This window comes from Scytonema hofmannii PCC 7110 (genome assembly GCF_000346485.2).
In the GTDB taxonomy this organism is placed as follows: domain Bacteria; phylum Cyanobacteriota; class Cyanobacteriia; order Cyanobacteriales; family Nostocaceae; genus Scytonema; species Scytonema hofmannii.
This window is the reverse complement of the sequence record NZ_KQ976354.1, coordinates 8,833,324-8,854,897: the sequence shown is the minus strand read 5'-3', so window position 1 is coordinate 8,854,897 and position 21,574 is coordinate 8,833,324. Positions and strand designations below refer to the sequence as shown.

The window sequence follows — 21,574 nt, the reverse complement described above, 5'->3', positions numbered from 1 at the left end:
TGGGCGTCCTCGCCCGCCCTCTCCGATACAAACAGGCGAGGACGCCCGTTCCACAAGAAAATGCTGTAACTTTCAGAAATGACGACAAGCTTAAACTGCCAGTCCTGACACTTGCGGATGAAATTGTGTCACGATGTTAGCCTGCTTTACTTGTTTGTTCAGCCATTCAAAAAACAAACTTGATAGAATCTTTTGACGCAGCGATTCAGTTAACTCTGGTTGAATAAGTTCCTCAACCAAAATCAGGTGTATTCCTTTAGAAGTTACAATAGGCTGGAGGAGTTGGGGCGGAGTGGCTGCAAAAACAGCAGCAGAAATCTCTGGTTTCAAATCTTGACGGGACAATCGCCCTTGATAACCCCCACAACGACGAAGTTCTGGGTCTTGGATATATTGATGAGCAACCTCGTGAAAATTCATGTCTCCTTCTTGAATGGCATAGAAAAGTTCCATTGCCAGGTCTTCATCATCTAAGACGACTTCGTACATTATAACTTGAGCATAATCAAGTAGATGTCCAATAAAGAAGGACTCGACTTGATTCGCAAACAGATGTTGGGCTAACTTTGAGGAGAGGAGACGGATGCGAACTAATTCTTCAAATTCATCTAGAGATAGACAATGTTTTTGCAACCACAACCATGTATCGTTGGCGTTCCAGAGCTTGTTCATTTGCCGGAAATCATCTGCTGCTTGTTGCAGTTCTTTAGTCTCTAGTTGAATGCCTATCTCCTCGGCTTTAGATATGATAATTTTGCGCTGAACAACATCCTCAATTTTAGAGGGAATTTGGCAAGTAAGTTTGATTTGGTAAATGATTTCCTCAAAGGAAACCGCGATCGCGTCTGACATCATAAATTTCCAGTATCAGTTACCTAATATACTCTGTCATTTAACTAAATGTTTCAAATAAGTAAAAATAATGTTGTACTCCGGTTGCGCTCTCAGCTATAGTTAACCTATTCAATTGGTATGCTGAGAATTTCCTGGCGATCGCTATTGCTATCTTCATCACTCGCCCAATGTTAGCTGTGCAACACTCCAGACCTCAAAGCTCTAGCCCCCCTTCTTGCAACTTCTTAAATGGATCGAGGAGAAAGTCAATAATGCGACGCTGCCGGACAATAACCTCTGCTGTCGCGGCTTGACCTGGAGTTAGAACAATGCGTTGACTTGCTGTTTGAATGTAGGGTTGAGCGAGACTGATTTCTAATTCAAAACTTTCTACAGGACCTTGAGGAGTTTCGGTGATTTTAGAGTCAGGTGAGATTCGTATGACATGACCTTCAACAATGCCATAGTCTTGGAAAGGATAGGCATCGAACTTAATCTTGACTGGCATACCTACTTTTAAGAACCCACTTTCGCTGCTGTTCATATTCGCCTTAAGTACCAAGGGCGCTCCTTTGGGTGCAATCCGAGCAATCATTTGACCGGGGTGAACAACTGCTCCAGGTCGCTCAATCGGTAGTTGAAATAGAACACCACTAATTGGAGTCCGAATGTCGCGCCGATGCAATTGAAATTTTAGTTTGTCAACCTGCTTTCGGGCGCGAATTATTGCTGTTTGCTCGCCTGTTATTTGCGTTTCAAGTTCTTTTGTTCGTCTTTCTGTTTCAAGGAGTGTTAACTTCGTTGTTTGAAGGGTACTTTGATACTGATTTTGCTGAGCTTTAAGCTGGTATTCAGCCTGTCGCATCTCTAAATTCGCTTGGTTTAATTTCCATTTCTCCTCATCCACTGCACGTTGTGCTTGCACAAGCTGAACTTCTGCAATAACTCCCTGTTTCACTAAAGCTTGATAACGTTTCACTTCCTTTATATCTCTGGCAAGACGATCGCTAGCCAGTCCACGCGCAACTCGGCTGTGTTCAAGCCGTTGTTGAATTTCATCAATTCCTGCTAGCTGTACGGCTGCATCCGCTCTACCCTGCTGTTGCTGAGTCCGAACCGTTACCTCAAGGAGTTGATTTTTCATCATTTCCAATCGAGATAGGCGCTCCAAATGCCCCTCAAGCTCAGCCTGGGCTTGACGCAACTCAGCCAGCATTAACTCCGATCCTAGTTCTAGTAGAACCTGCCCAGCTTTTAGGGTTTGACCTTCCTTGACTTTAATCTCAGCAACTTGTCCCTCCACGGGTGCATCTATCTTATACGTATTACCCTTAGGTTCCAGACGCCCCCTGGCGGTGCCTACTTCATCCACCTTAGACAGCATTGCCCAGGGTAAGACGACCCCAGTAAATACAGCTAAAAAGTACAGTAACCCTCGTGTCCAAACCCGTGGTACAGTGTCAATCGTATCCTTTGTTACCGAAGACCACTCGTTTCCGGCAGAGAATGAGGTTGACAGAGGCGAAGGTCGAACACCATTGGTGTTGGTTGAGTCCAAAACATCCTGGGGTGAGTGAGAGCCATTACGATAGTGTCCATTTCGAGCGAGCCTATCGGGGGTACGGGGTAAATTTGGCATAAGGTTACTTTGTACTCTTTTATTTAACCGCTTGAATGTTGAGTAGAATATTCTCAGCTCTTTCCCACCAACTCAGTTGGCTGTAGCAAACTGCTGCTGGTTGAGGTAAAAGTAGTGCCCTCGTTTTGCCATGAGTTCCTCATGAGTACCCTGCTCAATCAATATGCCGCGATCGAGCACCAAAATCAGATCCGCATTGCGAATTGTGGAAAGTCGATGGGCAATAACTAGGATAGTACGACCAAGGACAATGGTGCTGAGATTCGTTTGAATAATTCGTTCAGACTCCGCATCAAGGCTACTTGTCGCTTCATCAAGAATCAACACTGGTGGATTTCCTAATAAAGCACGGGCGATCGCCAAACGCTGTCTTTGCCCCCCAGACAGCATTCCTCCACCTTCCCCAATTTGTGTTTCGTAGCCTAAGGGTAATTCTTTAATAAATTGATGTGCTCCTGCCAGTTGAGCAGCTACAATCAAATCTTCCAGTGTGGCTTCTGGGTTACCGACACTAATGTTTTCGCGAATCGTGCCACCAAACAAAAATGTATCTTGATCGACTACACCGATCTGTTGCCGGAGCGATGATAGCGCAATGCTGGTGATATCATAGCCATCTATAAGAATTTTCCCCTCTGTAGGAGGATAAAGACCCAATACTAACTTAGAAATAGTTGTTTTTCCAGAACCACTGCGACCCACCAGAGCTACAGTTTGTCCTGGCAGCACTTCAAAGCTAATGTTCTCTAGCGTATTGACCTCACTCTCCGGGTGATAGCGGAATGTGACGTGCTCAAAGCTAATGTGACCGCGAATTTGCGGTAACGATTGACGAGGCTGGTATTCCAGATCTTCTTCAGGTTCAGCTTCAATGACATCCTCGATGCGCTCAACAGCAACGATCGTTTCCTGCAATTGATTCCACAGGACAATCAGTCGTTGGAATGGACGAATGACGTTACCGAGCAACATATTAAACGCGACTAATTGCCCAATGGTTAGCTGATTTTGAATCACCAGCCAAGCTCCGTACCACAACAGGGCTGTTGTTGCTACAGCTTCAACCGTAGAGCTGAACGTTGAAAGGACATTATTAATGACCCGACCGGAAAAGAGTGTTTTAATGGATTTATTATGCAGATCTTCCCAATGCCAGCGTACAGTCTGCTCGATCGCCATTGACTTGATTGTGCGAATTCCTGTAAGCGCTTCTATCAAGTAACTACTTTCAGCGGCAAAAGCGTGAAAGATCTGGCGTGAAACCCTTTGCAACAAGGGCGTAGCAATTAACGCCATTAACACAAATGGAGGCACGGCGACTAACACAAGCAGAGCCAGTTTCCAACTGTACCAGAACATCAATCCCACATAGACAAATACTGTCAGTAAATCGAGAAAAATTGACAGTGCTTCACCTGTAAGAAAGCTCTGAATCTTGCGATTTTCCTGTACGCGGGAAATAATGTCTCCAACGTAGCGAAACTCAAAGAACCTTAGGGGCAGCCGGAAGGTATGGGTAACAAAACCAACAATCAGTGCTAAATCGATTCGGTTAGCCGTATGATCGAGCAGGTATTGCCGCAGTCCGGTCATTGCAACTCGAAAGAGGCTAAAGATGAGCAATCCTAACCCCACAGCGTTTAAGGTCAGAGCACTGCGCTGCACGACTACCCTGTCCAAAAGCAACTGAGTAAACAGTGGTACGACCAGTCCAAACAGTTGGATCAGGATGGACGCAACCAACACTTCTATGAGCACGACCCAGTGAGGTTTCACTAACTCAAAGAAACGCCAGAAGGGTTCATTAAACTCCTTCACTTCTTTCAGCACAGATGTAGGCTGCAATAACAACGCAAAACCAGTCCAATGCTCTTTAAATTCGGCATGGCTGAGTTTACGTAGCCCCATAGCAGGATCGGCAACGATCGCCCGATTGCGAGTCACTTGATAAACAACAATGTAGTGTTTGCCCTGCCAATGGGCGATCGCAGGCAAATTTTGTTGTGCTAGCTTGTCAAGGGTTGCTCTGACGGGACGAGTAGAAAACCCAATACTTTCTGCGGCGGCGGCTAAACCTCGAAGTGAAGCCCCATTGCGGTCAACGTTGGCAATGTCTCGCACGCGATTGACGCTAAAGCGCTTACCCCAATATTGTCCAATCATTACCAGGCAAGCAACACCGCAGTCAGAGGCACTTTGCTGGAGAAAAACTGGGTAGCGCAGAGTCAATCGCTGCCACCATTGTCCGGCTTCTACACTCGGATTGGGGAAGTAAGCTTTGTCGATCTTTTTCCAAGTTTTTGGCTCACCAGAGGGAGGGGAGGGGCGAATTGTCTGCTGCACGACCACAGATCGCTCCCTGCTGTTTGCTCCTGATGGCTGAGTATTTGATAAACTCTGTTCGCTTAGTTGTGATTCGCTCAGTTGTGGCAAGTTATGCAGCGCTGTTTCCCAATTAGAATAGCTGAGGCTATAAAGTTCTGTGGGTTGAGTGACTTGCCAAGCACGTTCCCCAGTAGACTGCAAGGGAGTATAAACGCTTCCAACCGTAAGCCTTCGACCCGATGGATGTAAGATCTCTCCCTGACGGATCAACCACAACTTCTGATTGTTGAGCAAGGATGCTGGCAGTTTCCCAGGTTTAAGATGGTGCGATTCTAAGAGTAATAAGACTTGTCCCAACTTCTCTGGAGCTGCATCCCGCAAGGGATCTGTCTGTTTGCATAACAGTAGCAAATCCCAAAGTGCTGCTTGGTGATAAAGGTGTTCTCGAATATTAGGATGGTTGCGGATTAGGGTTTGCAAGCATCGATCGGGAAGATAACAAAGCTTCAGCTTGAAAGCAGCTCTCGCTGCATAAGGCTGAAAAGACTCTTCTGAAAACAGCGTCAATTCACCAAATGATTTCCCTGCGTCTTGTGAAGCAATCAAGTTGTTGTTGCTATCAAACAACCTGACTTTACCTGCAAGAATGATGTAAATTCCTGCTGTCGCATTTGCTGCTTGCCAAAATTGTTTTCCTGGTTCTGGCTCCAAAAATTGAATTTGTTCTAAACATTTTGACAGTTCTGATTCTGTAAGTGCTTGACCTAGGATTTGGGCGATGTGTTGGGCAATATTCTGACTTGAAAATTCTGATGGCTGTTTAACCATGGATTTCCAATATATTTAAAGTGGTATGACTGTCTTGTTTTGATAATATTGAGCGGTAAGCAAAATATTCACCTGATGAAGGTTCAACTGATGAAGGGAGATCGCGAATCGCAATCACAGAATCATGTATTTCAGAAATATTAGTTGCGTTTGTTTCACTTCGCGAACGCGTAGAAAGTCCCATTTTCTTCAGCAGCATACTGATGTAGCGATCGCTCATCTCAATTCCCAATTCTTTTGCCAGATGCTTCCCTAACCATCTTGCAGTCCAGCGCTCAAATGGATAGCCATACTCACGGGGACTATGACTGGCCAGGTCTTTCAACCGATTCAGATATTCGACATTCACTGTCTTGGGTCGCCCCATTGGGCGATCCTCCCACCGATGCGCCTTGCCAGCTCGCGCCATTTCAATCCAGTACCTAGCCGTCTCCTGAGAGCACCCAAGTGCAGCACATATCTGTGTTTGAGATTGACCAGCATCAGCCATTAGCATGATTTGAATGCGGCGACGGTACTCAGTTCGTAAATCTGCTTCCAACTTTTTCATCAGAAGCTTGCGTTGAAAAGCTGTTAAAAGCTGATTTTGGGTTTCCATAGCAATTTCCTAATACGTTTACTGTTTTCTAGAATTTCCTGAAAATTTATTATATTGACAGAGTATAATCGCATAAAATTTAACGATTTCAAACACTATTCTCTGAGAATACAATTCTATCGCTATTATAGAAGATCTTTCATGATTTTCAGGAATGATTTATGAGAAAATTTTCATGTTTGGATTTAGTAACTCGTACTCTTTAACTCCGACTCTATCCTGCTTTATTTGATATTTTTTTGGAAAAGTTGTGTAAAGGAATTTTGAAGTTTCATAGCTGTCTTCGCGTAGCATATATATGTACAGATAACCGATGTTTTTGGTTGCTAGATCCCCAGTACAGTAGTTCCAAAAACCCGGTCTTTCGCTGTTGCAAAGCTTGGTATCTCGTTGGCTCAAGTCAAAGAAACTGGATTTTTTCCCTCCTTTTTGACTACTGTGCCGACGCTATAGTTGAACACATTGACAATTTTGAAAATGAATATTAATTTCTGGATAAGTAATATTTATCATTCCTTATTTTTAAAAATCTCCTTTTTTAATAAAATTGAATTCTATCTACAGAGAGTAATTTATTTCTATCTAAAGTGCTAGAAACTTGCTTGATTTCTTTAAGTAAGATTCGTAATATTTGTGAGAATTGTAGGGAATTAGATTCCATTTCATTGCATCTTGTAATTCAAAACGAGAAATAAATCAGGCACTTGTTTCAAAACTATACCTTTAGAAGATGTTTGTAAAGCCTTGGCGAATGGAATTCCCGGCTATACAGGCAAAACCCACCTGCGTGGGTTTAAAATCCTTGATTCTTCATGCTTTCCACGCAGGCGGACTTTGTTTGTGTAGTAATGAATTCTATTCGCTCAATACTTTAAAAAATCCTTTTAGAACTGTTGAATCATTTTGAAAAGTAAGAGTTACCATAGTCGTGGATGCGTCAAATGGAGAAATAACTTCTTCACTTAGAGCGAAAAAAAGAATTACGAGACATAAAAATGGATCGAGTATCCTCTGATTTCAGTGGCTTTAACGAAGCTCCTTTCTCTCGTCAACACGTCTTATACGTTGCTCAGTGTAAATTAATTATTAAGTGTCTTCCAAAGTAGGATTCGTATGATTCGTAGGAAGATTTCAGTTATCTTGTGACATCTTTAGCTGAATTGAGAAATAAGTCAGGTACTTTTTTCTAAAAACCCTATTGAGAGATATCAATATATTTTGATAAAAAGCATTTATTATGGTAATAATGATTTAAATACGAAAAGTATTAATTAAATCGCAATTTAAAGTGAAGAAAAAACTTCTTACATTAGATCTAAAAAATAAAGTTGAAATGCTTGAACTATTAAATCTTGGTTTGATAGCCTACAGACAGAGCTAAGCAACTTTTAGTTCTTTTTCAAAAGTAATGATACGAATCACTCAAAATAATTGTAATCCCAGGAGAATAGGAAATGGCAAACATCGAGATCCAGAATCTACAGCTAGCTGGTTCTGAACTGTTCCAAGATTCAGAAAGCTTTCTCAACGAGATGAGCGATAGCGAAATCTGGAGCGTTCAAGGAGGTCTAACGTTGGATACGTTAGTTTTCTCGCTTCCAGATACTATTAGCGATCCGTTAGCTGGTGCAAGTGTTGGGACAGCAAGTGGTATAACTTCGGGGTTAACTTCGGGTACCATAGGGGGTCTCTCTCTAACAGGCCCTGTGTAATGGTTGTTTAGCGGTGTCATAACTCAGCATCGGGGGGAAGCGGAGCGCTGCTTGCAGTATATGCTCCGTGCAATCCTTTCTTTGGTCTTAGAGTAAGAAGATAATTTAGTAAAGAAAAAGCAAATGTCAAACATCGAAATCAAGAATTTACAGCTAGCTGGATCTGAACTGTTTCAAGATTCAGAGAGCTATCTCAACGAGATGAGCGATCGCGAAGTCTGGAGCGTTCAAGGCGGTTTAACGTTGGATACGTTAGTTTTCACACTTCCTGCGACCATTAGCGATCCGTTAGCTGGCGCAACTGTGGGTACCTTAAGTATGATAACTGGGGGTACCTTAGCAGGGCTCTCCTTAACAGGGGCTGTGTAATAGCTACTTAGCGGTAACTAAGCTTCTAAAGAGAGCGAAGTGATCCAAACAGTATACGCTCCATCCAATAGCTAGGCTAGTTCAAAAGTATGAAAAGTAAAGAAAAGTAGGGAGAGAAATGGCAAGTATCGAGATCAACAATTTGCGTCCTGTAGGCTACGATCTGTTTCACGATTCTGAAAGCTTTATCAACGAGTTGAGCGATCGCGAGATGTGGGGTCTCGAAGGTGGTATATTAGGTGCATTAGGTGGGACTTTAGCAGGCTTAGGCTTACAAAGCCTAATATCTGGGAATAGCGGCTTCAATGTCACGGGTGCCGACAGTTTTAATAATTTGATTGACTTAGGTAATCTTTTTGGTGGTCGTCCCAAAGGATAACGGCACTGCTCGGTGAAATCGATCTGGGTTTGAGGGTCGATTCGGTCAGTCTTTGACCTAATGGAGATAAGAACTTGCTAAGTTGTCCTACTTATTGTCTAGGCGTTTCAGTGTGCTGGTACCTCTAATAGACACCCAGGTAAGGGTGTCTTAATTTGGTATTTCATTTATTTAATTAATAAGTTTGAAAGCTAACTTATGAAATTTTTGCTGAGTTCTCAAAATGCAGTTGAGTACCTGGTTAAACATAGTCTGTGTACTCAACAAGAGCAAGCGCAGAGTGAGATAGAACCAAAGGTGGCCAAAAACTTTAACTTATTGTTGAGTTTGCCTGACAGTCGTAAACTCCTGATTAAGCAAGAGCGTTATAACCGAGACGGGAAAACGGCTGGTGAGTTTTTGTGCGAATGGCGAATTCACGAATTTTTACAGCGATTCTCAGAGCTAAGTTACCTTCGCCCCCATCTTCCAGAAATACTCCATTTTGATGCCGAGCATTCAATTATTGTTTTTAACTATCTCAATGATTATCGCGATCTAGCAGCTTTCTACGGTAAGGAGAAAGTCTTCTCCACCGCGATCGGAACGTCAATCGGGGTTGTTCTAGCCACCATTCACCGCGCAACACTAGATCGTCAAGACTATCGAGACTTTTTTATTCAATCGGATAATAATGAGGTAATCCCTGACACGGTTGCAAGACTCACTCGTGGGCTGCAACGCATTAGTCCTGAAGTGTTTGGTCAGGTTCCTTCTGATGGAATTAAATTCTTGGCACTCTATCAGCGCTACGACAGTCTTGGAAAAGCGATCGCACAGCTTAATCAAGCTTCCGAGCGCTGTTGCTTAACACACAATGACCTAAAATTAAACAATATTCTACTGCCGATTGATTGGGAACAAGCTGTCTTCAAGGCAGAGCAATCCGGTGAAAGCATCGTTCGACTGATTGATTGGGAGCGATCGGCTTGGGGAGATCCTGCCTTCGATTTAGGTACAATTGTTGCCAGCTACCTGCAAATCTGGTTAGGCAGCTTGGTGACAAGTAAGGCGATCGCGCTCGAAGAATCTTTACGCCTAGCCACGATCCCCCTTGAGATGCTTCAACCTTCTATTGCTGCCTTAGCTAGCGCTTATTTCGAGCATTTCCCAGAAATTTTAGCTCGTCGTCCTGATTTTTTGAAGCGAGTTATGCAATTTTCCGGTCTGGCTTTAATTCAAGCTATTCAAGCAACAATTCAGTACCAAAAAACCTTTAATAACACGGGGATTTGTATGCTGCAGGTTGCCAAGACATTGCTATGCCATCCAGAACAATTCACCCAGACGGTGTTTGGCATGCCAGAATCGGAACTCATCCCCTCTCACGCTAATGTTGTTTCACATTAATATTTGTAGCGGTAAAAGACAATTATGCAATTGCTGGATTCTTTGCAAAGTCAACTGCCAGATACTGCACCCAAGCCACTGCTAGCCGTGCTTGAAGACATTGCTAGCAAGGTTCAAATTATGCCCAACTTCTGCATTCATCATCCAGAATACAAACAAATGGAACTGACTGCTGAGGCAGTAGATCGCTTTCAGCAATTACCTTCAGAGCTTCAGAGTAAGTACCGGAGCTTACAACTCCAGAGATTTCTCTACGGTACCTATTACAACGGTTCCTTAGAAAAAGCTTTGGCAGTGGATGCAGATTCAGATAACTTAGCACTGCAGCAAAATTTAGAGAACAATACCTACTTGGGGGTAGACTTAGCATTCTACGATCGCTTGCACGAAAGCAATAGTGGGAAAGGATATTTCGATCCAGGTTGGACTGTGCTAAAGCAAGAGAATGATGGTAATCTAGTTGTCAACAAGAACGGTCTAACTCTATATATTGACCGAGATCGTCATCTAAAATCAGAAGCACAATCTGCTACGGTAGGTGACTTAGTTGCCATCAAGTTACCGCGTAATCGAGTACAAAGTGGATTCTACATGGCAGTTAGTAATGCAGGTCCAAACAGGCACAGTCATTCAGATAGCAGCAATATAGATCGGTCTGGAGGAATAGTCCGTATCTACTTCAACTTAAGTCCTGAAGGTGCGGTTGCAGTTATGGGTGACTTGACACGGCGGCTTAATGAAATCGCCCTTCCCTTCACCTTTAAGGCATTGTACAACCCTTCAATTTACAGGCGTTATGATTCAGCCGTGCTCTATTTTGAGAAGAGCCGCTACGAAGTTGTCCGACCAATCCTGGAAGCGGTTTATACAGAACAGCGATCGCAGTTTCAACCACAAGTACCTCTGTTCACTAAGTGGTTAGCACCAGGACTGGCACTAGCCGAAGAACCAGACCAGAAATTTGCTGAGATAGAAAGTTTTGGGATGAATCGCTGCCTAATTGTTGCTAATGCTTTGCTAGAAGCTTGGCAGCAAGAAGATGATTCAACTGAGGGACGAATGAATCGTATTCTCAATCACTTCCTTTTGCTGGGAATTGACGTACAACGTTCTTACCTCAATGCCAACTCAGAGGACATTTACACTCCCTTAGACTTATGAAAATCACTAACCTTACCCCTGAGTCTTTGCAGCAACCCGTAGCCCCATCCCCTCAAGTCAGTCTTGCTAGTCCTAAATTTCCAGAATCCGATCTGCCGTTTTACCGCAAACTGGGGCGGACTGACTTGACAGTTAGCTGTCTGGGATTAGGAGGCGGAGGGCACATCTCCAGTGAAGACACCCTCCACGCTTTTGATAAAGGAATTAATTACTTTTTTTACTCAAGCGATCTGCACCACTATCTCTACAGTTCAATGGGTGATGCACTCCGCAAGTTATGTGGACGTGGTTCTTCGGTACGGGAGAAGGTAGTTCTGGCAACGGTAACTTATGTCCTTAAGAGTCCAGAGTCTATAATGTCAGCCCTCGTCGATCAATTGGTTGACTTGAAGATGGACTATATTGACATCTTTTTTTGGGGTTGGATTGGCAGCAAAGATGCTACCACAATTCAGGATTGCTTGAGCGTATCTGACGATCTCAGAGGTCCGAATGCGGTTTATCAGCGAGCCGTAGAACGTATGTTTGGCACCTCAGAACGTCTTAAAAAAATGGGGATTGTTCGCTATGTCGGAGCTTCTTTCCACGATCTCGATCTTGCCGCACAGTGGCTTGATAGCCCACTCTTAGATGTGGTTATGGTCAGGCATAATATTGCTCATCGCACCGCTCAGCAAACAGTTTTTGCCAATCTGGATGCCCAAAACCCGCAGCGACCGGGAATTGTCACATTTAAGTCTGCTGGTATGTATGGCCCCCTTTGGCAGCCTCCTAGAAATTTACCAGCAAATTGCTGGCAGCCTACCGTTCCCGATCTATATCGCTACTCTTTATCACAGAACTGTGTAGATGTCGCTTTGGCAGGTTGGCGAAATCGTCAGGAGGTTGATGCTGCCATCAACAATGTGATTAAAGGTAAGCTGACGCCTGAGGAAATAGACTACCTCAACCTGTATGGTGATTTACATCGCAATCGGTTGAGCATCCAGGATGTTCCGCGTGAACGCTTACTTTATAATCCTGAGATAGCAATTCCTGCATCGTAAAGTAATCTCTACATATAAGTCATGGAAGAAACATTAGAAAAATTTACACTGCAAGAAAATCCCTCAGCAACCCATGCTGAGATTATTGCTTATCTACAGCGTTCTTGTAAAATTGCTGAAATTGCCGCTTTAGCTGAACGAGATGCACTGATTTTACGCACTTGCGAGCAGTTCGATATCACTGTTTCTGATGAAGAGTTGCAAGTAGCCGGAGATGCCTTTCGATTGGAGCACAAGCTGTTAGGTGCTTCTGAAACCCTTGCCTGGGTTGAAGCACAGCAAATTACAATAGAGGATTGGTCTGAGGGGATTCGAGTATCACTGCTAACGAAAAAGTTAAGAGAGCATCTGTTCGGTGCTGCAGTCGATGGTCAGTATGTTGGTAACCGCGAGCAGTTTAAACGAGTTGCGCTCTCTCAGATTATCGTGCTTGACGAGATAGAGGCTGTAAAAATAGCCACAGCACTCCGAGAGGAAAATGCGTCCTTTTATGCTTTAGCAGTAGCACACTCCAAGGGGAAAAAGTCCCAAGAAAACGGCGGTTTTGTCGGTATTCAGTTTATAGCAGAACTGATGAAGGAGCTTGTAGACGCGATCGCCAACGTGAAGGAAGGCGAAGTGGTTGGACCTATTCGAACAAAGCTTGGCTATCACATTATTCGAGTTGAAAAGTGGTTCCCGCCGCAACTTAATGAATCAGTCAAAGAGCGAATTATGGAACCCTTTTTTCAGGCTTGGTTGCAGCAACAAGGTTCTTAATTGTTCCTTAGGGTTTTTTACCCCACCCTAACCCAGACTTTGGAAAGGGGAGGGAATTTGATTTCTTGTTTCCCCCTTTTCCAAGGGGGGATTAAGGGGGGTAGTAACACATCTATACAGGGGCGCAAGGCATTGCGCCCCTACGTTATTTTATTGCGAATAATATTCTTCGTTCAGATTCTACTAATCTCGCTAAAATTACAGATGAAATGGCATAACACATTAATATTAACTATATACAAGGATTAAGTCAGTTACTTGGGAATAACACAGGGACTTTGGATCTATTTGGGTGCATAAAGAATAATAGTCTGCTACCTAGCCGCATACTCTGCGATAAAGATTCAATAGTTCTGAGCGAGAGGAACAGTAGTGCATACTGAGATTTTAGTATACAATACTTTACTACCGACAGGGCTAGCTAAAAACATATGAAACCCACGGCGTTAGCCGTTAGAACTCCAAAGGACAGAATCCGGGGGTTCGCTTGAAAATTTAACACAAACAAAACTGCTGAATTTGGAATTTGTCCGTGCAACAGGAAGACAAGTCAGAATCCTCTAATCACTTTTATCAATCAGCTTCTAATCAAAATGGAGCGACTCCAGAATTAACAACTTTACAACCTTTTAAACGCGGCACAATTAAATTATTCAAATTAGGAGAAAAAGCCAGTCGCCCAGACATTTTGCTAAAAGAAATCCTGTTATGGACAGGTGCTCAGCCGTTTCTCACTCAAAAGCTTTGTCAATTGCTAGCAGAGTTTGAAGCTTTGATTCCTGCAGGTGAGGAAGCAGCAAGAGTACAGCAACTAGTGCAAAATCGCTTGATTAATCATTGGGAAACTCAAGCAGCGTCTGAGCATTTGAAGGCGATTCAGGAGGGGCTTGTTAGAAATAAGCGGTGCGAACCCTTATCGCTGCTGCGGCTTTATCAGCAAATCTTGCGTCAGGGAGAAGTTCTCATTGATGGTAGTTCTGCACAAGCAGAACTGCTAAATTTGGGATTAGTCGTGCAACAGGAAGATAAGTTAGAAATCTCTAATCGTATTTACCAATTTGTTTTTAATCAGAGTTGGATTGACCAAGAGTTAGCACGTTTAGAACCTTTATTTAAATTAGGAGAAAAAGCTAGTCGCCCAGACATTTTGCTAGAAGAGATCGTGTCATGGACAGGTGCTCAGCCGTTTCTCACCCAAAAGCTTTGTCAATTGCTAGCAGAGGTTGAAGCTTTGATTCCTGCAGGTGAGGAAGCAGCAAGAGTACAACAGATAGTACAAAATCGCTTAATTCATCATTGGGAAACTCAAGCAGCATCTGAGCATTTGAAAGCGATTCAGCAGGGGCTTGTGAGAAATAAGCAATGCGATCTCTTATCGCTGCTGCGACTTTACCAGCAAATTTTGCATCAGGGAGAAGTTCTAATCGATCGCAGTCCCGCACAAGCAGAACTGCTAAATTTGGGATTAGTCGTGCAACAGGAAGATAAGTTAAAAGCCTCTAATCGTATTTACCAATCTGTTTTTAATCAAAGTTGGATTGACCAAGAGTTAGCACGTTTACGACCTTTTAGTCACAACACGATTAAATCATTCAAATTAGATGAAAAAGCTAGTCGCCCAGACATTTTGCTAGAAGAAGTCATGTCATGGACAGGTGCTCAGCCGTTTCTTACCCAAAAGCTTTGTCAATTACTTGCTGAATTTGATGAAGTTTTGATTCGTTCAGGGGAGGAAGCAGTAAGAGTACGGGATCTAGTGCAAAGTCGCTTAATTAATCATTGGGAAACGCAAGTAGCATCTGAGCATTTAAAGTCGATTCAGGAGGGGCTTGTTAGAAATAAGCGATGCGATTCTTTATCGCTGCTGCGGCTTTACCAACAAATCTTGTATCTAGGAGAAGTTCCCATTGATGACAGTCCCGTACAAGCAGAACTGCTAAACTTGGGATTAGTCGTGCAACAGGAAGATAAGTTAAAAGTCTCTAATCGTATTTACCAATCTGTTTTTCATTTGAATTGGGTGACTCAACAATTAGAGAAAAGTCACAATATTTCACCTTCAGAAATAACTAAAAGTGCTCAAAGTAAATCGGTTCCAGAAAATACTATCATTGAAGAAAAAACACCTATTTCCAATCCTGGAAATAAAATTTTCAAACCCATTTGGATTTTACTAGGAATAGGCGGCTTAGTTGTCCTTGGTGTTAATATCATTCGCTTGAATTTCTTTAAAAATCCAGAGGTGGAAATTCTTTTTCAACAAGCCAATGAATTATACTACCAAGGAAAAGCTGAAGAAGCGATCGCGCAATATAACAAGATTTTGAACATTGATAGTAACTACTACCAAGCTTGGACTAACCGAGGCTATGCACAAGGTAGCTTACAAGAATATAGCAAGATGCTCGAATCCTGTTCTGCAGCAACTATCATTGAGCCAAAGGCAGTGTATGGTTGGAATTGTAAAGGAGAGGCATTACATAACCTCAAGCAATACAATCGGGCGATCGCTGCTTTTGATAAAGCCATTGCGCTCGACTCAAAAGACCCGATTTTCTGGATTAACAAAACTGAATCACTGCTAGCACTGAAGGAAACCGACAAAGCACTTGCAGCCATTGACGAAGCAATTAAACGTTTTGACCAGATTAAAGAAAAAGAAACCAGTCAGAGAAATTTATCGGTTGCTTTTAGCCATAAAGGTAAGGTGTTAATGCAAAAACAAGAATACGGAGAAGCCCTGAAAGCCTATGACCAAGCGTTAGCATACAATCCAAACTATTTTGCTGCTCAACGGAGTCGAGGTATAGTGCTTCAGGGCTTAAGGCGATACGATGAAGCAATTGCTCAATTTAACGAGATGCTGTATGTATCCAAGCTGACACAAGTTCAAAAAGCTGAAACTTGGTATTATTTGGGATTAACGTTCTGTCGATCGTCTGAAGTCAACAAAGGGCTTCAAGCTTTTGAAGAAGCTCTTAAACTCAAGTCAGATTATCGGGTGGTAGAGAAAGCAAAAATAAATTGCCGCCCATAATCTCATACCATTTTGGATTTTAGATTTTAGATTTTGGATTGAGAAAGTCATGTTTAGACTTGATTTGGGCTAACTATCTGTCGCATTCTCTGTTCAAATTGGTCTCATTAGAAGGGCCACCAGCGAGGACTACGTTTGGGTTTGAGATCGGAGTAAATTTTACTGACAGTCCTAGCATCAGGAGGTTGTGCTTGTTTAAAATCACTGCCCAGCATTTCGTATAAAGCTTGAGAGGAGTTTACTGTTGAATTGAGGGTAAATAAAACCTGAGCAGTGTCGCGATCGCAACCGATTCCTCTGCGTTCTACAACGCAGATGACAGATTTTGAATTGACTTTGTCATTTGTCAAGTAGTTTGCACTCTCTGTATTGTAAAGAGTCTGCAAAGTTTTAGCTGTGTTCTGGCAGTTCTGCAAAGCATCTTTGGGCGAGAAATATTCAGGGAGGAAGCTCATGACTGTAACTTCCTTCTCTGTTCCTTGTTCAGAAAAGGTAGCAATCACTGTTGGTACACTAGCTTTGGTTTTGCAAGCAACGTTCGCAGTAGCAGCTGTGCTGGGTTGAGATAGTGATGCTGCCAAGCTTAACGCGAAGATCGGAGTTGTCCACATAGCCGTTGTCCTAAATTGATGTTTGTTCATTGGAATTAAGTTCCCGTCTTGACCTAAATTGAGGCTTGAATGTAAACTCTATGGTGTGTTGAATTTACTTAGATTTAATCTAAAAATAAAACTTAAGTTGATTTAAGTAAAGCCTACCATGCTTAAATGTAAAACAGGGTGCCAGAATTTACAATTTTTTTAGCTCAAACAGGGTGCTAGTGAAATTAGTTTGAGTAAGGTTTTCCATTATTCAACGTCAGCAACTCCTCTTTTGACTGAAGTCAAGTGGGGTTGACCAAAATTAGTTGGCAACTTAAGAGTTGACTGGCATACTTAATCTCACTGAAATGTAAATATACTTCATAAATATCTCTCTAGAGAGGATGATTTTGAAATGCACTAGTTTTAAATGCTGCATATTCAAAACAGTTGCTCGTGGGCAATTCCCTACCTCCTACCCCCTCCTCCTAACCCGTGTTTTCGATGAAAATTCTGATCTTGCAAACTTTAAGCGCAGCGAGTGTTTATCTCTTCTACTGTCTAGCGCTCGGTAGCCCTTCTCAATCGCAAATCTCTTCAGATGGAACTGTTCCAACCAATGTTGGTCAGTCTGGTAACGTCTTTGAAATTACCGGAGGAACACAAGCCGGTAGCAATCTCTTTCACAGCTTTAAGGAATTCTCTGTTCCAACTGGGAGTGAAGCTTTTTTTAAAAACACGACAAATATCAATAATATTGACAACATTATCACTCGGGTCACAGGTGGCTCAATTTCTAATATTGATGGATTAATCAGAGAAAATTTTGGTGCCAATCTCATCTTTATTAATCCGAGTGGCATTAACTTTGGTCCAAACGCTCAACTGAATATTGGCGGTTCTTTCTTAGGTAGTACGGCGAATAGCATTAAGTTTGCCGATGGAGTGGAATTTAGCGCCACAAATCCTCAAGCTTCCCCTTTGCTGACTGTTAGTGTTCCAGTGGGTTTGCAATTCGGGCAGAATCCAGGAACAATTCGCGTCCAAGGTACGAGTCAAGCTTTTACTGTTGCCGATCCCACCTTCTCGCCCGTAACGAGAACTAGTACCTCAACAGGTCTGCGGGTAAAACCGAATCAAACCTTGGCTTTGGTTGGGGGTAATATCAACATAGACGGAGGTACTTTAACAGCAGAGTCGGGAAGAGTAGAGTTAGGGAGCGTAGCAGCAGGTCAGGTGAGTCTTAATTCCAATGCGGGTGGATGGACTTTAGGCTATGAAGGAGTGCCTGGTTTCAAGGATATTGAGATGCGATCGCTGGCTTTAGCAGATGCAAGCGGTAGTGGCGGATCAATTCAAGTACAGGGGCAAAACTTCTCGGTCAGCGATGGCTCGCTCGTTTTGATTCAAAATCAAGGGTTTCAATCTGCAGGAGCAATTCAAGTTAACGCCAGAGAGTCTGTAAAAGTGAGCGGAACCAATGCAGATGGAACTATTCGGAGCAGCCTCACAAATGAAACGGTGGGAGTAGGTAGAGGGGGAGACATTAATATCTCAACCCAGCGCTTAGTTGTGGAAGAAGGCGCAACCGTCTTTCCGAAAACCTTTGGATCGGGAACAGGCGGCAATATCAATATCAATGCCTCTGAATCCGTGCAAGTCGATGCAGTCAGTGCTGTTAATCCTAGTGTTTCCAGTTCTATCATAACTGCCACTTATGGTTCTGGAGATTCAGGCAATAATACTGTGTCAACTGGGCGTTTGACTGCGACGGTTGGAGGAACCATTGTCTCCACTAGTTTTGGAACAGGTCGAGGAGGAAATCTGAACGTAAATGCTACTGATTCTATAAACATTATTGGCGTCGAACCTCAGTTTTTCATACCTAGTGCTTTGGCTGCTACCACAAACGTAGCTGGGGATGCTGGTGACCTGACAGTCAGTACACCAAGATTGACAGTTAGGGATGGGGGAAGGGTCGATGCTTCTACCTTTGGAAGTGGTTCGGCTGGCAATGTTACCATCAACGCCCCGGAATTCGTGGAAGTGAAAGGTACCGTACTAGGAGCTATAAATCCAAGTTTGATTGGCTCCTCTGGCATTTTACCGGATCAAAGCTTCCAACAGGCTTTTCGCATACCTGCGATACCAAGTGGAGCAGCACAAAACGTGACAATTAATACAGGTGAATTGAGAGTCACGGATGGTGGTCAAGTGACCGTGAGAAATCAGGGGTCAGGTAATGCAGGAAACTTTAGGGTAAACGCTCGCTCTATTTTGCTGGACAACGGAGGTAGTATCACAGCTGCTACTAAATCTGGTGAAGGTGGTAACATCATCCTTGAAACAGATTCTTTACAAATGCGCCACGGCAGTCAAATATCGGCAGAAGCAGGTGGAACTGGTAACGGTGGCAACATCACCATTACTGGCTCTAGTCCCACTGATTTTGTTGTCTTGCTGGAAAATAGTGGAATCACCGCCAATGCTTTCGAGGGGAGAGGAGGAAACATCCAAATCAACACTCAAGGATTATTTGTTTGCCCAGAATGCAAGATTACTGCCAGTTCCCAACTAGGATTAGATGGTGCAGTACAATTCATCACACCGGATGTTGGAGCAAATCAAGAAGCGATTGATGTGCCACAAGAGATAGTTCAACCTGAAGAAGTCGTGGTGCAGGCGTGTACAGCAAAGAAAGAACAGGATAGGAGTGAGTTTACCATCACCGGACGCGGAGGATTGCCACCCCAACCCAACGAGCTACTCAGCAGTCAAGCTTTAGTAAGTTTTGAGCCGAACCAAGCAGAAAATCTCTCTCCTTCAACGATGGCTATTAAGCAAACGCATACAGCAACACTACCACCTCCAGCCCGAGGCTGGTATGTTAACCCAAAAGGTACTGTTGTTCTCACTGCTAATGCCCCCATAGTTACCTACTACACTGCTGGAGCGATCGCATCGTCGTGCCATGGTCAATAATGTCTTCCTATCCCCCCATCTCGCCCTCCTCTTTATACGCCTACTTCCTCTACTGCTCATATTCCATAACACACCCTCTGCTTGGGCGCAGTCTACTAACCCCACTATCCCAATTCCCTTAGAACAAACCCAGCCGATTAATCCCGTTACCCCAATTCCCCCAGAACAACCCCAGCCCACTCCACTTCCCCCACAGGAAGAACCACTCCAGATTCCTCCGATAGCGCCTCCATCTCCTGACGAAATCCAGAATGTACCCAGGATGGTTACCGTTGAAAAGTTTGAGTTTGTCGGTAACACTGTATTTAGGCAAGAAGAGTTAAACCAGGTGACGGCTGACTTTATTGGAGAACCCATCACTTTTGACCAACTCCTGCAAGCGGCTAATAAAGTCACTGAGCTTTATATTAAAAAGGGCTACATCACTTCTGGTGCTTACATCCCCAGTCAAGAAATCCAATCGGGTACTGTCAAAATTCAGATACTGGAAGGTAGTCTGGAAGACATTAAGGTTAATATTGCTAAAGGGCGGCTGAACCCAAACTATGTCCGCAGTCGCATTGCTTTAGCGACCTCAAAACCCCTCAACGTCAACCGCCTGCAAGAAGCACTGCAATTGCTGCAACTCAACCCTTTAATAGAAAGTTTAGATGCTGAACTGACGGCTGGCACTAAACCAGGTACAAATTCCTTAGAGGTGACGATTCAGGGAGCAAAAACCTTCAGTACCGAATTCAGGCTCGATAATAACCGCAACCCTGCTGTCGGGAGTCTTGAACGCGGTATCGAGATATCGGAAGCTAACCTCCTGGGACTGGGAGATAGGTTAAGTTTTGCCTACAGCAATACCGATGGCAGTAATCGGTTTGAGGGTAATTATACTCTGCCCATCAATCCTCGTAATGGCACCCTGCGTTTTGATTACCGGATTAGTGACAATAACATCGTTGAACCTCCTTTTAAGGATGCAGACATTGAGGTGGATTCTCGCGAGTTTGAACTCACCTTTCGCCAACCAATTATTCAAACAGCCACTCCACAACGCAGCCAAGAATTTGCTCTCAGTTTTTCAGCAGCTAGGCGAGAAAGTAGTTCATCTATTTCAGGAGTTGACATTCCTTTGTTCCCAGGAGCGGATGACGAAGGAAAAACCCGTATTTCAGAGCTGAACTTCGCTCAAGAATGGCTCCAACGCAGCCGTCGAGATGTTTTAGCTGCTCGTTCTGAATTTAGTGTTGGTATCGGTGCCTTTGATGCTACTGTTAACACCAACGAACCAGATAGCCAATTTTTCCTTTGGCGAGGGCAAATGCTGTATTTGCGCCGTTTAGGAGAGGCAAACGGTAAGCCTGGAGTGAGTTCTAATCTGTTGGTTCGTTTCAACGTTCAACTAGCAGGTGATTCTCTACTTTCCCGAGAGCAATTTAGTTTGGGAGGACAAGCAACTGTGAGGGGCTATCGTCAGGATGCTCTGCTGACTGACAATGGTATTTTTGGTTCTGTAGAAGCACGACTGCCCATTTTGCGAGTACCGGAGGTGGAAGGAACTTTACAGCTGACACCATTCATCGATTTTGGCACTGGCTGGAACACAAATGGAGGAACTCCAGATCCTAATACCCTGTTGGGTGTAGGGTTTGGTTTACTTTGGGAGATGGGGGACAATTTCGCCGCTCGCGTGGATTGGGGTATTCCTTTGATAGATATTAATTCAAAAGATAGGACATTGCAAGAAAATGGTGTGTATTTTCGACTGGAGTATAGACCGTTTTGATTTTTGATTTTGGATTTTGGATTTTGGATTAATCGATTTTGGATTTTAGATTTTGGATTTTGGATTAATCGATTTTGGATTTTAGATTTTGGATTAATCGATTTTGGATTTTAGATTTTGGATTTTGGATTGGGGAGTAGGAAATAAAAAGAATCATTTTA

At 43.4% G+C, this 21,574-nt stretch carries 15 protein-coding genes; 10 read left to right on the top strand and 5 right to left on the bottom strand.

Annotated features, from left to right (window positions below; all coding sequences use genetic code 11):
* Positions 1-90 precede the first annotated feature (90 nt).
* From WA1_RS37460 to WA1_RS37445, 4 genes are all read right to left on the bottom strand, one after another.
* On the bottom strand, positions 91-852 hold the full coding sequence (locus tag WA1_RS37460; RefSeq protein ID WP_017749331.1) for a peptidylprolyl isomerase: 762 nt from the start codon (positions 850-852) through the stop codon (positions 91-93).
* A gap of 196 nt (positions 853-1,048) precedes the next feature.
* A complete protein-coding gene (locus WA1_RS37455) occupies positions 1,049-2,473 on the bottom strand; it encodes a beta-barrel domain-containing protein (protein WP_017749330.1) in 1,425 nt (474 codons plus the stop codon).
* Positions 2,474-2,545: 72 nt separating this feature from the next.
* Positions 2,546-5,626 (bottom strand): peptidase domain-containing ABC transporter, encoded by a 3,081-nt coding sequence (locus WA1_RS37450; protein WP_017749329.1) that lies wholly within the window; start codon positions 5,624-5,626, stop codon positions 2,546-2,548.
* Positions 5,619-6,224, bottom strand: a complete 606-nt coding sequence (locus WA1_RS37445; protein ID WP_017749328.1) for a helix-turn-helix domain-containing protein — start codon at positions 6,222-6,224, stop codon at positions 5,619-5,621. The genes WA1_RS37450 and WA1_RS37445 overlap by 8 nt, the downstream gene beginning before the upstream one ends.
* Before the next feature lie 1,454 nt (positions 6,225-7,678).
* Between WA1_RS37445 and WA1_RS37440 the strand changes: the two genes are divergently transcribed.
* From WA1_RS37440 to WA1_RS37405, 8 genes are all read left to right on the top strand, one after another.
* Positions 7,679-7,936 carry a hypothetical protein gene (locus WA1_RS37440; RefSeq protein WP_017749327.1) on the top strand — a complete coding sequence of 86 codons (258 nt, stop codon included), beginning with the start codon at positions 7,679-7,681 and terminating at the stop codon, positions 7,934-7,936.
* A 123-nt stretch (positions 7,937-8,059) separates the two neighbouring features.
* Positions 8,060-8,305, top strand: coding sequence for a hypothetical protein (locus WA1_RS37435; protein WP_017749326.1), 246 nt, complete (start codon positions 8,060-8,062; stop codon positions 8,303-8,305).
* A 118-nt stretch (positions 8,306-8,423) separates the two neighbouring features.
* On the top strand, positions 8,424-8,684 hold the full coding sequence (locus WA1_RS37430; protein ID WP_017749325.1) for a hypothetical protein: 261 nt from the start codon (positions 8,424-8,426) through the stop codon (positions 8,682-8,684).
* A gap of 198 nt (positions 8,685-8,882) precedes the next feature.
* On the top strand, positions 8,883-10,073 hold the full coding sequence (locus WA1_RS37425; RefSeq protein ID WP_017749324.1) for a phosphotransferase family protein: 1,191 nt from the start codon (positions 8,883-8,885) through the stop codon (positions 10,071-10,073).
* A gap of 24 nt (positions 10,074-10,097) precedes the next feature.
* Complete coding sequence (locus WA1_RS37420; RefSeq protein ID WP_017749323.1) at positions 10,098-11,234, top strand: T3SS effector HopA1 family protein; 1,137 nt, start codon at positions 10,098-10,100, stop codon at positions 11,232-11,234.
* Entirely contained in the window at positions 11,231-12,280 is a 1,050-nt protein-coding gene (locus tag WA1_RS37415; RefSeq protein WP_017749322.1) for an aldo/keto reductase, read from the top strand. The genes WA1_RS37420 and WA1_RS37415 overlap by 4 nt, the downstream gene beginning before the upstream one ends.
* A 21-nt stretch (positions 12,281-12,301) precedes the next feature.
* A complete protein-coding gene (locus tag WA1_RS37410) occupies positions 12,302-13,039 on the top strand; it encodes a peptidylprolyl isomerase (RefSeq protein ID WP_017749321.1) in 738 nt (245 codons plus the stop codon).
* 532 nt (positions 13,040-13,571) lie between these two features.
* A complete protein-coding gene (locus WA1_RS37405) occupies positions 13,572-16,076 on the top strand; it encodes a tetratricopeptide repeat protein (RefSeq protein WP_017749320.1) in 2,505 nt (834 codons plus the stop codon).
* A gap of 107 nt (positions 16,077-16,183) precedes the next feature.
* On the opposite strand, the gene WA1_RS37400 is transcribed toward WA1_RS37405, so the two are convergent.
* Entirely contained in the window at positions 16,184-16,687 is a 504-nt protein-coding gene (locus WA1_RS37400; protein WP_017749319.1) for a COP23 domain-containing protein, read from the bottom strand.
* Between the two features lie 474 nt (positions 16,688-17,161).
* On the opposite strand from WA1_RS37400, the gene WA1_RS37395 reads away from it, so the two are divergent.
* Both WA1_RS37395 and WA1_RS37390 read left to right on the top strand, forming a co-directional pair.
* Positions 17,162-19,639, top strand: coding sequence for a beta strand repeat-containing protein (locus WA1_RS37395; protein ID WP_017749318.1), 2,478 nt, complete (start codon positions 17,162-17,164; stop codon positions 19,637-19,639).
* Entirely contained in the window at positions 19,629-21,413 is a 1,785-nt protein-coding gene (locus WA1_RS37390) for a ShlB/FhaC/HecB family hemolysin secretion/activation protein (protein WP_017749317.1), read from the top strand. Before WA1_RS37395 ends, WA1_RS37390 begins: the two co-directional genes overlap by 11 nt.
* The last annotated feature ends 161 nt before the right edge of the window (positions 21,414-21,574 follow it).

What these genes read in the sequence shown, in the direction of transcription:
- WA1_RS37460 (WP_017749331.1), bottom strand. Translation starts at nt 852, where the DNA reads ATGTCAGACGCGATCGCGGTTTCCTTTGAGGAAATCATTTACCAAATC.
- WA1_RS37455 (WP_017749330.1), bottom strand. Translation starts at nt 2,473, where the DNA reads ATGCCAAATTTACCCCGTACCCCCGATAGGCTCGCTCGAAATGGACAC.
- WA1_RS37450 (WP_017749329.1), bottom strand. Translation starts at nt 5,626, where the DNA reads ATGGTTAAACAGCCATCAGAATTTTCAAGTCAGAATATTGCCCAACAC.
- WA1_RS37445 (WP_017749328.1), bottom strand. Translation starts at nt 6,224, where the DNA reads ATGGAAACCCAAAATCAGCTTTTAACAGCTTTTCAACGCAAGCTTCTG.
- WA1_RS37440 (WP_017749327.1), top strand. Translation starts at nt 7,679, where the DNA reads ATGGCAAACATCGAGATCCAGAATCTACAGCTAGCTGGTTCTGAACTG.
- WA1_RS37435 (WP_017749326.1), top strand. Translation starts at nt 8,060, where the DNA reads ATGTCAAACATCGAAATCAAGAATTTACAGCTAGCTGGATCTGAACTG.
- WA1_RS37430 (WP_017749325.1), top strand. Translation starts at nt 8,424, where the DNA reads ATGGCAAGTATCGAGATCAACAATTTGCGTCCTGTAGGCTACGATCTG.
- WA1_RS37425 (WP_017749324.1), top strand. Translation starts at nt 8,883, where the DNA reads ATGAAATTTTTGCTGAGTTCTCAAAATGCAGTTGAGTACCTGGTTAAA.
- WA1_RS37420 (WP_017749323.1), top strand. Translation starts at nt 10,098, where the DNA reads ATGCAATTGCTGGATTCTTTGCAAAGTCAACTGCCAGATACTGCACCC.
- WA1_RS37415 (WP_017749322.1), top strand. Translation starts at nt 11,231, where the DNA reads ATGAAAATCACTAACCTTACCCCTGAGTCTTTGCAGCAACCCGTAGCC.
- WA1_RS37410 (WP_017749321.1), top strand. Translation starts at nt 12,302, where the DNA reads ATGGAAGAAACATTAGAAAAATTTACACTGCAAGAAAATCCCTCAGCA.
- WA1_RS37400 (WP_017749319.1), bottom strand. Translation starts at nt 16,687, where the DNA reads ATGTGGACAACTCCGATCTTCGCGTTAAGCTTGGCAGCATCACTATCT.
- WA1_RS37395 (WP_017749318.1), top strand. Translation starts at nt 17,162, where the DNA reads ATGAAAATTCTGATCTTGCAAACTTTAAGCGCAGCGAGTGTTTATCTC.
- WA1_RS37390 (WP_017749317.1), top strand. Translation starts at nt 19,629, where the DNA reads ATGGTCAATAATGTCTTCCTATCCCCCCATCTCGCCCTCCTCTTTATA.